Raw genomic sequence first — 12,408 nt, forward strand, 5'->3', positions numbered from 1 at the left:
TAAGCTTCTACAACAGCTTGATGGTATCCATCAGGCTGTTTTTATATAAAAGAGAAGGTGCCAAAATGCAAAACGAAACAATGCCGAATTTTTTAAAGAATAGAGCTTTTCTTACCCCTGAAAGAAAAGCGGTATATTTTCAGGAACAGACATTAACATGGATTGAGCTTTATCATCGTTCACTTGAAGTAGGAGGTCAACTACAGGCCCTTGGAGTCCAAAAAGACCAATATGTGGGGGTATTACTGAAAAATCATCTTGATACAGTGGTGATATTATTTGCTCTCCAGCTATTAGGGGTTAAGGCCGTGATGTTAAATAATCGTTTAACCTCTGCCGAACTAGTTTGGCAATTAAATGATTCAAAAGCATCATTTCTTATTCTTGAAGATTCTTTTGCAGAAATTGACCTTAAAATCAACCAACAAATTGCCAGTATGAAAACGATTACGAAAGAACGTCTTTTTCGAATAGAACCAGTTGTTCCGGATATTGAAGAGGAAATCAGTCTTTCAGACATTTGTACGATCATGTATACCTCTGGAACAACAGGGAACCCAAAAGGTGTCATACAAACATTTGGAAACCATTGGTGGAGCTCTGTTGGATCGGCATTAAATTTGGGTTTTATGGAGAGCGATTGTTGGTTATGTGCTGTTCCACTTTTCCACATTAGCGGTTTCTCCATTCTAATGCGCAGTGTCATCTATGGCATGCCGATTGTCCTTCATGAAAACTTTAATGTGGAACGTACAATAGAAGATATTCATGAAAAAAAGGTTACCATAATGTCAGTGGTTGGAACAATGTTAACACGAATTGTTGAACAACTTGAGGCCAGACGGTTACCGGACCATTTTCGCTGTATGCTGCTAGGTGGAGGCCCTGCGCCGCTACCATTACTACAAGCATGTGTGGCAAAGGAAATTCCTGTATTTCAAACGTACGGGATGACAGAATCATCTTCACAAATTGTGACACTTTCACCGGAATACAGCCTAACAAAGCTTGGTTCAGCCGGCAAGCCTTTGTTCCCGGCGCAGCTTAAGATTGTCAAGGATAATGGCAGTTCTGCCGAAGCTGGTGAAGCCGGTGAAATTGCTGTAAAAGGAGCGAATGTTACACCAGGCTATTTATATCGCCCGGAAGTGATGAAAGAAAAATACAGTGATGGCTGGTTTTATACGGGAGATATCGGCTATCTGGATGAAGAAGGCTTTTTGTATGTCATTGATCGACGTTCTGATTTAATTATTTCAGGGGGAGAAAATATCTATCCTGCTGAAATCGAAGCGGTTTTATTAGCCCATCCTGCTGTTGCGGATGCAGGTGTAACCAGCATCGATGATGTGAAATGGGGCCAAGTGCCGATGGCCTTTATTGTGAAAAGACAAGGCATGGATGTTACGGCGGACGAACTTCAACCATTTTGCCTTGATAGGCTTGCCAAATATAAAGTGCCGAAAACCTTTTATTTTCTTGAAAAACTGCCAAGAAATGCGGCTAAAAAACTGTTGCGAAGAAAATTGCGAGAGTGGGTGTCCAAAAATGAGGATAGCATTAGTTGAACTTTATGTGATTCAAATGCCCTTAAAGTCTCCATTTCTAACGCATCTAGGGGCAGTAAAAGACCGTGAGGGAATTATCGTAAAGGTAACTAATACAGATGGACTTTCTGGGTATGGTGAGGGTGTAGCCTTTTCAACGCCGTGGTATACGGAAGAAACGGTTGCAACCAGTTTACATATGTTAACTGACTTTTTAATTCCACTTCTGAAGAAACATCCAATTGAGCACCCTGAGGAAGCTTCACACCTTTTCAGTTCGATTAGAAGAAACAATATGGCGAAGGCAGCCTTAGAAACGGCCTTATGGGATTTATATTCCAAAGGCGATTCAAAGTCACTTGCCAAAACACTTGGCGGTACACGAGCTACCATTGCTTCAGGTGTGGTGGTAGCTACCGATTCAACAGCAAAAGCTTTGCAGCAAATTGAGCAATATCTTGAAGCAGGCTATCAGCGTATCAAAGTTAAAATTCATCCAAATCAGGATTATTCTTTTCTGGCAGAAATTCGTCAGCATTATCCTGACTTGCCGATCATAGCTGATGCCAATTCGGCTTATTCATTAAACGACATAGACCGTTTAAAAGCTTTAGATGACTTTAATCTATTGATGATTGAGCAGCCACTGGCACATGATGATATTATCGAGCATGCCTTACTTCAAAAAGAAATTCGGACAGCTATTTGTTTGGATGAAAGCATCGTCACCTTTGCTGATGCCAGAAAGGCGATTGAGCAGGGAAGCTGCAAGGTCATCAATATTAAAGTGGGCAGAGTCGGAGGTCTCTACGAAGCTAAACGCATTCATGATTATTGCTTTGAAAGGGGTATTCCAGTCTGGTGTGGAGGAATGATAGAATTTGGAATTTCTCGTGCCCATAATATTGCACTGGCATCACTGCCTGGGTTTTCCATTCCCGGAGATATTTCTTCTTCAAACCGGTTTTGGGAAGAAGATATTATTTTACCAGAAGTGATAGTTGAAAATGGGATTATTACTGTACCGTCAAGTCCAGGAATTGGCTTTAGTATAAACGAAAATAGGCTGAGAGAAAGGCTTTTATCAAAAAGTATCTTTGCTTTTTAATAAAAAAATAAACCAGGCGAATAATATTAATGGGTTTACTTCAGAGGTGCAAACATTAAAATCACAAGGGGAAACACATGACATTTCACATAAGGAATCTCGTGTGTTTTTTTTTATTATAGCTAGTTTAAGAAGTAAAAGGAAACTTCTATAGCTATATAGAATAAATTTACATAGGCATTAATTGGGGACGAGGGTGGTCTAATTTGAAAAAGGAAATTCCTAAAAGAATACATATTATTGGTTCCGTTGGAAGTGGAAAGACAACGTTAGCAAAAGAGTTATCCTCAAAGTTAAATGTCCCTTTTTATGAATTAGATAATGTTGTTTGGAAAAGGCTTCAATCTGGGGATATAAGAAGAACCGATGAAGAAAGAGAAGATTATTTGAATTCTATTATTCATTCTAAAACTTGGATTATAGAGGGAGTTCATAATGAGGATTGGGTTGCTAATAGTTTTCAAAATGCAGAATTGATTATTTTCTTAGATACAAAATATTCAATAAGAACCTATCGAATAATAAAGAGGTTTGTGTTACAACAACTTGGAGTAGAAAAGTCACATTACAAACCCACAACAGAAATATTCTTTAGAATGTTTAAATGGAATAGACATTTTGAAGAAGTGGGTAAGCCTAATTTCTTTAACAAATTCGGGGTATATAATGACAAGTTATTAGTTGTAACTAATAAAGAAAGTATTGAGAATTACTTTAACTAATGGGTGCGCGCGACAAGTTCTGCGATAAGCGCTTTATGCGTGAAATGCAGGAAGTTTTACTAATAAACTTTAACTTTATAACGGAGAATGGGAATGACAGAACGATGTTTCTGGAAACCATTCCGTCAATACTCCTGCATGCGTCATAACTGACAGGTTTTGGGGTATGAAGCCTTCTTGTTGTACTAACGTAAGCAGTTTAGTTCAATTTGAAATCACAAAAAAATAAAAATGGCACTGAAATTAGTGCCATTTTTATCTTATTGTGCAATCAGCAGCTCTTATACTTGAAACTTTTTGGGGAATTGTTTCACGATTGCAGCAGTTATTGTGTCCGCCATTTGTAAAGCTTCCGCCTCAATTTTATCAAACACAGCAATACTAGCTTTAAAATCTTTTTGGAGGATAAATACTGCTTCACTTGTAGTAAGTGCCAGATGCTCGAAAAACATTTCTTTGAATTCATTTTCTGATATAAAAGGATTTATTGTACTTAGGAAATCGGCAATTTCTTCTCCATTTGCGTACCATCTTCTCTCTGCATCGGCTACAGCTTTTTGATTGCCTGCTTTTGCAGCTTTGACAAGTTCCACAGCAATTACCAGGTGCTCCCTTATTAAGTTACTGAACCTTGCAGCTATTTTATTTCCATAAAAAGGCTTTAGTAAATTCCCCATATCTGTAGCGTTCCGGAGAAGACGTGCGGTAACAAAGTCTACATCAGGTAAATTAAAAGCCAGGCTTATGATCGTCATTCTTGTCCAATATACGTGTTGTTCCCAAACTAAACGCATGGAACTCTTTAAACGAACTTCCTGTTCACTAATACAAGAAGAGTTGAACCAAGGATTCATGGATTCACCCCCTTACTTACTATAATCATATTCAGTATATTCCGATTCTAAAAAGCGGCTTGTACTTTAGCAAATCTTGATTTTAAATAATAATTTAGTAAGAACAATTAAAAGGAGTATTGAGCTGAATGCCATCACATGATTTTTATTTAGTACCAAAGGTTGCAGTACCAAAAACTAGTATAGTTGGTTTTATGGATTCAATTAAAGAACTTGCAATCGGACATATAGAAGTTGACGATGCCCTTATTTTATATATGAGTGATACGCTTAATTGGGTCCCTACTAAGAATCCCCCTTTTATCAATCGACCAATTGAAATGGGGCTTGATTATTACGGAATGACTAAAATTGATGAAAACTCAGTGGACACATTGAAAAATATTCTTAATGGATGGAGAGTTATATTTGCAATTGCTCCGAAGAATATAACGTTGACAGGTATGTATATTGAAGGTGATGAGGAAGAAGAGAGTGAATATGAAAAAAATATCTTCGACCAAGTTGAAATTCTTAAACAACTGGACGCATTGATCGCCCTAGTTGTCGAAGTCGAAAAACATGGTCATACAATTTATCATATGGGGATTTAAAAATAACTACTTTTTATTCAACTAATAGGATGCTTGAGCTCAAGATGGATCGCTGCGGCGGTCTATTTTCTTATTCGACTAACGATGAAGTTGAAGAAAATTCAAAAGTACCTAGAATTTCTTGGTATATTTGTTATAATTTATTTGAAAGAAAAAGTAATATTTGGGGTAGTGGAAAGGAGATAAAGTTTGATGATTAAGAGGAAATTTTTAGTCCTTTTATTTTTAATAGCTAACCTTTTAGTTTTACTTTCACCATTTTTCAGCAAAAGTTCCGTAAGCAACTATGATGATCTTAAAAATGCTGCATTTGGTTTTCCGTTCCCTTTTGTTAATCAAGACCTATCCAGCTATGACCCACCATTCCCTTATGTTATGTCTATTTCTTCTTCCTGGGAAAATCCTATGTCAATAAATCTGTTATCTTTAATTGCCTCTTTGTTTGTTGTAAATGTGCCAATTTATTTTATTTACTATGTATTTGGTTTACTCAGGAAGTAATTTTTCATAATTATTTCAAAACTCAGATCCGAAGTGTCTTATTCGACTAACGGTTAGTTTAAGAAAAATTCATACAATGTAAGAGACTGGAATGTAATAAATGGTATGATTTAGGAAAAATGGTAAAGGGATTTTTTATGATTGGTGTTATGGGTTTTGGGTCTTTGCTAATTATAATTGGAATGCCTTTGGCAGTGGTTTTTCTTTTAGTATGGACTTATAAGATAAAAAGAAATAGTGACATCCAAATTGTTGTGCTAACCGGTGCAAGAGTTGACGATCCAGTTGCCCTTTTGGCGGCTTTTCTTATTCGACTAACGGGAGGTTAATGGAATAAGATATATTTATAGTTATCCTCAGAACTAAACAAGAAATAAGAAGGACATTTCAAAAGGAGATGATAGTCCTGTTATTAGCAAAATCAATAGAACTTTTTGAGAATCTTTGCCAGTATGAATGTGACTATCACTTTTACGATTTGCACAATGACTACGATTGTGAAAGTGTAACATTAAAAGATGATGTTTTATTCATTAACTTTAAACAAGAAGCAAATGGGAACAGTCTTAGCTTAATATTTTCTGATGTTGAATTAAAACAATTTGAGTTTTTCAATGTAAATAATTCAAAAACCCTAACAATTGATAATGTGTATCGTGGAAGAGTGGAAATTGATGGTGAGTTAGAAGAATGTTTAGGAGAAAAAGGCTACTTTTACTTAGAGTTTTATGAGGGACAAAGGTTAGAATTTTGGGCAAAAAGTGTAGGAATTGAAGAAAAGAAATAACGGTAATAAAAAGTAAAATATCGCCAGAAACTTAAAAAGATCGATAGCTTTTACACAATAATTGTTAGAATATAAATGAATATACTTAAACTCGGGGTGATTTACATTAAGATCAGGCTGCCATTTTTGGTGGCTTTTTTTGTTATTGAAGAAGCAGTTTTGTTGTAGAAGGATTTTTAAGTATGTTCGCGAATAATATCTCAAAAGGGGAAATATGGGGTGGTATTTTGAAAAAATTAATTGGGATTGTAGTAATATTAGGAGTTATTTTTATATTGTTACATTCAACACCGAAAATGGCATTAAGGTTTCATATATTATTAATGGTTTATCCAAAAGAAGCTCTAATAACAGACATAAGTGATAATAAAATCGATAATAGAATCGATAAGAAAAAATTGGCTACGTTAAATGCAAAAACATACACTTTAACAAAACCACCATTTGAAAAAGATACTGAAACAGAGTTAGACACTTTCCTTGTGCGGAAGATTGGATTTTTATATTTTGCAGAATATTATTCACTTTTATAAACATCCTTTTTAAACTAATGGGGAGCAAGAGTTAAAGATGGGGACGCTACCGCGAATCCCTTTTTTTGTTGTACTAACTGGGCAGTTTTGTTCAAGAAGGATTGTCCATATGAACTGCCGAATAGAATTAGTTATTAGAATGAGAAGTAGGAGGTTCTGATGCTTAAAAAGACTGGCGATGAATTTATGGATCTATTGGAGATAGAATTATTAGATGCAGGAGTACCAATCAAAAATGGATTAGATGGCACACCTATGAATCCAACGAGTGTTCTAGTTAACTATGAAGTTTCGGTAAAACCATTTGTGAATATCATATTAAAATATGCTCCTAAATTAGAAATGAGTAAGAAGACTTGGATAGCACGATGTTTATCGGAGAAAGGAAATAAACAGGCTGTGCCTTTTCTTTTGTCAATCTTTAATGATTACTATGGGGAAAAAATAGATTTATGGGGAGTCGGAAATGCCTTGTACGTTATAGACGACAAATCATCATACCCAACAATAATAGAAATTTGTAAAAACCCTAAGTTTGGCTCAGCCAGACAAATGTTAATGGGTACATTGGCAAAAGCGAAAAGCCCAGAGGCTTATAAGGTATTAATTGATTGTCTTGATGATAAAACAGTACGTGGGCATGCCATTGAAGGGTTAGGGAGATTCGGAAGTGTTGATGCAATACCAGTTTTAGAAAATTTAAATGTTGAAAAAGGGCTTTATGAATTTAAAGCGAGGGAAGCAGCCCTTAAAAGGTTAACAAAAAAGCTTGAAAATACTACTTCTTGAATGGGTGCTTTACCCCAATTAATAGTAAAGCCCTTTTCTTATTCAACTAAAGGGCAGGTTTGTTGAAGAAGACTCCGAGCTACAATGTTATTAAGCGCACTGATATTAATTTAATGGAAAGTGCACTAGGTGGTTTCACTTGGGTTTCGTTTGGGATAGAAATCCGTACTGGATATCAACTAAATTAACATTCCTTTCAATTGATATATATTCGTATGTTGCTAAATATTTTTCATTAATTTTTATAAGATTCCAGGTTGTCTTGGAATCGATATTTATTTTAAATTTTTTCTTTACCGAATCAAAAGGATTTACTACAACAACCCAATAATTTCTACCATCATTACCTTTATCAAGGATTGTTATATATGAAGTCGTGTTAATTATGTTTGCCTTATATATAATCACTAAAGCTAAAATAATTACTATTAAAATTGAAGAATAAATCTTAGTTTTTTTCAAGTAGGTCTTCCTCCTAATTTAATACAATATTATAGGGGTATATTACCATAAAATATTAATATATAGAGATATAAAAGAAAAAAGGAATTATTATTCGAAATGTTATTTGGTGCTTTCCTTGGAATTTAGGTAAAGATACTTGAAGCTATTACACTTAGATATAAAAGAATGAAGATTAAGTAGGATTCTTTATTATTACGAGTGATAAAAACTAGCAAAGCTTCTTCAAGTAACGGGAGCATAGTTGAAGAAGGTGAAATAGTATCCTTCATAGAGCCCTATTGAATATAGGATTCCCTCGTTTGTAGAGTTGGCGGATTGGCTTACTTTTTGTTGTTTAGAAGGAAAAATGTCTTATCTTGTTGAACTAATGAATGAATATTTAAAATAACAAATGTGCAGGAGTGGAAAGAAGATGAGTAACACGATGAAGTCTTTTATAGTGTTAAGTGTTTTTTTAAACCTGGTAACAATCTTTAAAATTATCGATATTTCGGAAAGAGATAAACGATCATACGAATGGATAACCAAGCGGGTGGAAGAAGCCAATCAGCAATTAGAGCGTAATGATCCAGTGGTAGTTACCAATCGATTAAGTTCAAATCTTATAGTAGAAAATTTTAAATATACTCAGGATGGTAAACTTTATCGATATAGCGGAACGGTCACCAATACACATAATAAAGTTCTTTTCGGTATATTAAAAGGAAATATTTATGAAGATAGTGGAAAAAGTATAAGCTTTGCTGTAGCCTTACCAGATAATGGACTTTTACCTGGACAAAAATTTGAATTTAAAGGTATGTTTGAGTACGATGGGCTTTTATCAAAGGGTGGAATATCTCCTATTTACGTGTCAGAATAAATTTTTCGAGTGGGCGAGTTCGCCGACTTGTTGAATAAGTAACTTAGATTGGGGTCAATATGCTTTTAATGTTTGTGAAGAGAACCCTTCAATTCTTTTATGAATTAAAAAGGGCGGTGCTTTTACCAAGAAACGGTTTTTTGGCTCGAATTGCAAAGCAGTTTGTGAAGTATTGTTCTTAAAGTAACAGGTGCTTATGTTGAAGATGGGACTGCTGCGGCGATCCCTTTTTTCTTATTGCACTAACGGTCAGGTTAGTTTAATAAGAGCTTGAAAGCTCATATTAATATAAGGTATTTTAGGGAAAATAAACAGATTAAATGGAAAAAAGTTGATTTAAATCATATTCATATTGTGGGTTAAAAGGTATATGAGCTGCTTTCGAGGGGATGAACCGGGGCATCAGCTTACTTTATGGTAAGGTCTAGCTATTTTTTTTGAACTCTTCCTAATTTAATTATAGCATTTAAAAAATGGTTAATATAGACTTTTTATTCTCATTTACTACTGCTAAAATCAATAGAACATTAATGGCTAGGAGAGATGTAGAATGAGTTCTTTGGTTCTCGGTTTTCAGGAGATAGAAAAAACGCAGCTTTTGCTCGTTGGCGGAAAAGGGTTAAATTTAGGGGAATTATCAAAAATTCAAGGAATACTAGTACCAGAAGGATTTTGTGTTACAACAGTGGGATATCAAAAAGCCATCGAACAAAACGAAACGTATCATTCTTTGTTGGATCGACTAACAATGCTAAAAGTAGAAGATCGAGATCAAATTGGTGAAATCAGCAGGAAGATTCGACAAATCATTATGGAAGTAAAAATTCCTTCCGATGTTGTGAAAGCAGTTACTCACTATCTCTCCCAGTTTGGCGAGGAACATGCTTATGCAGTACGTTCTAGTGCGACTGCTGAAGATTTACCACATGCCTCCTTTGCTGGTCAACAGGACACCTATTTAAATATCATCGGAAAAGATGCAATATTCCGACACATCAGTAAATGTTGGGCTTCCCTATTTACTGATCGCGCAGTAATTTACCGAATCCAAAACGGATTTGATCACAGCCAAGTTAACCTATCCGTTATCATTCAACGGATGATTTTCCCACAGGCTTCAGGAATTTTATTTACTGCTGATCCGATTACTTCCAATCGAAAGCTACTAACGATCGATGCTAGCTTTGGACTAGGAGAGGCCCTTGTCTCCGGCTTGGTATCTGCGGATTGCTATAAGGTGCAAGAAGATAAAATCGTCGATAAGAGGATAGCAACCAAAAAATTGGCTATCTATGGACGAAAAGAAGGCGGAACAGAGACACAGCAGATCGATCCTGATCAGCAAAAGACACAAACACTTACTGAACAACAAATTTTACAACTAGCACGCATAGGAAGACAGATCGAATTTTATTTTGGTTGCCCACAAGATATCGAATGGTGTTTGGTTGATGATACAATTTATATTGTCCAGAGTCGGCCAATCACTACTTTATACCAGATCCCTGAAACGAATGATCAAGAAAATCACGTCTATGTATCTGTCGGTCATCAACAAATGATGACAGACCCCTTGAAACCATTGGGAATGTCTTTATTCCAGTTAACATCTTTTGGACCCAGGTTTAAAGCTGGTGGAAGGTTGTTTGTTGATGTCACACATAGGCTGGCTTCACCTGACAGCAGAAAAATGTTATTAGATGCCATGGGACAACACGATCCGCTCATGAAAGACGCACTCATTACCATAATAGAGCGAGGAGATTTCATAAAATCTTTACCAAATGATAAGCAAGAACAGAGTTCCGATAAAAGCAATAAAAGTGTGTCGTCTGCGGATTCTCAAGCACAAATCGAAAACAACCCGACAATCGTTTCTGATTTGATTAAGAGTAGTCAAACATCGATAGAAGAGTTAAAACAAAACATCCAAACGAAATCAGGATCAGATTTATTTGATTTTATTCTAGAAGATATCCAGCAGTTAAAGAAGATTTTATTTGACCCACAAAGTTCAGCTGTATTTATGGCTGCTATAAATGCTTCATCATGGATCAATGAAAAAATGAACGAGTGGTTAGGTGAAAAAAACGTAGCAGACATGCTTTCTCAATCTGTACCAAACAATATTACTTCGGAAATGGGTCTGGCGCTATTGGATGTCGCAGATGTGATTCGTCCTTATCCAGAAGTAATTGATTATTTACAACACATAAAAGATGATAACTTTTTGGATGAACTGGTTAAGTTTGATGGTGGACAGGAAACCCATGACGCTATCTATGCTTATCTTAACAAATACGGAATGAGATGTGTCGGAGAAATCGATATTACTAAAACTCGTTGGAGCGAAAAACCAACTACACTTATCCCCATGATTCTCAATAACATCAAAAACTTTGAGCCTAATGCTGGCAATCGGAAGTTTGAGCAAGGGCGACAGGAAGCTTTGAAAAAAGAACAAGAGTTAGTAGATCGATTGAAGCAATTACCGGATGGTGAACAAAAAGCCAAAGAGACAAAACGAATGATCAGCCTAATTCGGAATTTCATCGGTTATCGTGAATATCCAAAATACGGCATGATTAGTCGCTACTTCGTTTATAAGCAGGCTTTACTTAAAGAAGCCGAACAGCTCGTGCAAGCCAACGTTATTCATGAAAAAGAAGATATATACTATCTCACTTTTGAAGAACTTCGCGAAGTCGTACGCACAAATAAACTGGATTACCAGATCATCAGCAAACGAAAAGATGAGTACAAATTATATGAAAAACTAACTCCCCCACGTGTTATCACGTCTGATGGTGAAATCATTGCAGGTGAGTACAAACGAGAAAATCTCCCAGCCGAAGCTTTTGTAGGTCTACCTGTTTCTTCTGGAGTTATAGAGGGAAGAGCACGTGTCATCTTAAACATGGAAGATGCTGATCTAGAAGATGGAGATATATTAGTCACCTCCTTTACTGACCCTAGCTGGACACCATTGTTTGTATCCATAAAAGGTCTAGTCACCGAAGTTGGTGGACTGATGACCCATGGAGCAGTTATCGCGCGTGAATATGGCTTACCAGCAGTTGTCGGAGTGGAAAATGCCACCAAGCTGATAAAAGATGGGCAACGAATTCGCGTGCATGGAACAGAAGGGTATATCAAAATATTATAATTGCTGAATACATCCAGATTTAATCATTTAATCATTAGCACCGCTCCAGTGGTTACCAGAGGGGTGTCTTACAATCTTTCCATTGGGACAAAAAGTTGAAGCCAACTTTATCGGTTGTGCATACTTACAAATTGATAGTTACCGATCCAACTCCACTCAATAAATCAATATGGCCGACTTTCCAAATGTGGAGATCGGCTTTTTTTATATAAATTTGTGAATGCTTTCACTTAAACTAGGGTGCAAGAGTTAAATAGTGGGGGTGCTGGCGATACCTTTTTTGTTGTACTAACGAAGCAGTTGAATAAGAAGGATAAGTTTTTCTTAATGGAGAATATATATTTAGCCTTACTTCTTAGATGAACTGCCCCGTAAATGTTAGACACCAATCTGACGTTTACGGGGGTTTTTTTATGGCCAAATTTACAGCAGAAGATAGAATACAGATTGTTTTACGGTATGTAAATGGGAACGAAGCTAT

The 12,408-nt window shown here is 36.0% G+C and carries 13 protein-coding genes; 11 read left to right on the forward strand and 2 right to left on the reverse strand.

Annotation, left to right across the window (positions count from 1 at the left end):
- Positions 1-65: 65 nt before the first annotated feature.
- The 3 genes from M5A78_RS23425 to M5A78_RS23435 all read left to right on the forward strand — a co-directional run bounded on the left by M5A78_RS23425 (position 66) and on the right by M5A78_RS23435 (position 3,377).
- On the forward strand, positions 66-1,568 hold the full coding sequence (locus M5A78_RS23425; protein ID WP_248737681.1) for an o-succinylbenzoate--CoA ligase: 1,503 nt from the start codon (positions 66-68) through the stop codon (positions 1,566-1,568).
- The gene (gene menC / locus M5A78_RS23430) at positions 1,549-2,655 is read left to right on the forward strand and encodes an o-succinylbenzoate synthase (RefSeq protein WP_248737682.1); all 1,107 of its coding nucleotides are present in this window, start codon (positions 1,549-1,551) and stop codon (positions 2,653-2,655) included. Before M5A78_RS23425 ends, menC begins: the two co-directional genes overlap by 20 nt.
- A gap of 206 nt (positions 2,656-2,861) precedes the next feature.
- Positions 2,862-3,377, forward strand: coding sequence for an AAA family ATPase (locus tag M5A78_RS23435; RefSeq protein ID WP_248737683.1), 516 nt, complete (start codon positions 2,862-2,864; stop codon positions 3,375-3,377).
- A 281-nt stretch (positions 3,378-3,658) separates the two neighbouring features.
- Here the strand turns inward: M5A78_RS23435 and M5A78_RS23440 are convergent, their stop codons facing one another.
- Positions 3,659-4,231 (reverse strand): acetylglutamate kinase, encoded by a 573-nt coding sequence (locus tag M5A78_RS23440; RefSeq protein ID WP_248737684.1) that lies wholly within the window; start codon positions 4,229-4,231, stop codon positions 3,659-3,661.
- Positions 4,232-4,359: 128 nt separating this feature from the next.
- Between M5A78_RS23440 and M5A78_RS23445 the strand changes: the two genes are divergently transcribed.
- The 6 genes from M5A78_RS23445 (at position 4,360) to M5A78_RS23470 (ending at position 7,434) form a co-directional block, all read left to right on the forward strand.
- Positions 4,360-4,824, forward strand: a complete 465-nt coding sequence (locus tag M5A78_RS23445) for a hypothetical protein (RefSeq protein ID WP_248737685.1) — start codon at positions 4,360-4,362, stop codon at positions 4,822-4,824.
- A gap of 192 nt (positions 4,825-5,016) precedes the next feature.
- Positions 5,017-5,325, forward strand: coding sequence for a hypothetical protein (locus M5A78_RS23450; protein WP_248737686.1), 309 nt, complete (start codon positions 5,017-5,019; stop codon positions 5,323-5,325).
- Positions 5,326-5,462: 137 nt separating this feature from the next.
- Complete coding sequence (locus M5A78_RS23455; RefSeq protein WP_248737687.1) at positions 5,463-5,654, forward strand: hypothetical protein; 192 nt, start codon at positions 5,463-5,465, stop codon at positions 5,652-5,654.
- Between the two features lie 68 nt (positions 5,655-5,722).
- A complete protein-coding gene (locus M5A78_RS23460; RefSeq protein WP_248737688.1) occupies positions 5,723-6,112 on the forward strand; it encodes a hypothetical protein in 390 nt (129 codons plus the stop codon).
- A gap of 227 nt (positions 6,113-6,339) precedes the next feature.
- Positions 6,340-6,645: a hypothetical protein gene (locus M5A78_RS23465; RefSeq protein ID WP_248737689.1), complete on the forward strand. Its 306-nt coding sequence runs from the start codon at positions 6,340-6,342 to the stop codon at positions 6,643-6,645.
- Positions 6,646-6,804: 159 nt separating this feature from the next.
- Positions 6,805-7,434, forward strand: a complete 630-nt coding sequence (locus tag M5A78_RS23470) for a HEAT repeat domain-containing protein (RefSeq protein WP_248737690.1) — start codon at positions 6,805-6,807, stop codon at positions 7,432-7,434.
- Between the two features lie 135 nt (positions 7,435-7,569).
- On the opposite strand, the gene M5A78_RS23475 is transcribed toward M5A78_RS23470, so the two are convergent.
- Entirely contained in the window at positions 7,570-7,896 is a 327-nt protein-coding gene (locus tag M5A78_RS23475; RefSeq protein ID WP_248737691.1) for a hypothetical protein, read from the reverse strand.
- Positions 7,897-8,311: 415 nt separating this feature from the next.
- On the opposite strand from M5A78_RS23475, the gene M5A78_RS23480 reads away from it, so the two are divergent.
- Together M5A78_RS23480 and ppsA are read left to right on the forward strand one after the other, a co-directional pair.
- Positions 8,312-8,761 carry a hypothetical protein gene (locus tag M5A78_RS23480; protein WP_248737692.1) on the forward strand — a complete coding sequence of 150 codons (450 nt, stop codon included), beginning with the start codon at positions 8,312-8,314 and terminating at the stop codon, positions 8,759-8,761.
- 550 nt (positions 8,762-9,311) lie between these two features.
- Positions 9,312-11,927 (forward strand): phosphoenolpyruvate synthase, encoded by a 2,616-nt coding sequence (gene ppsA, locus M5A78_RS23485; RefSeq protein ID WP_248737693.1) that lies wholly within the window; start codon positions 9,312-9,314, stop codon positions 11,925-11,927.
- Positions 11,928-12,408: the final 481 nt, after the last annotated feature.

The sequence above is a fragment of the Neobacillus rhizosphaerae genome, from assembly GCF_937468385.1.
GTDB lineage: Bacteria > Bacillota > Bacilli > Bacillales > Cytobacillaceae > Neobacillus > Neobacillus rhizosphaerae.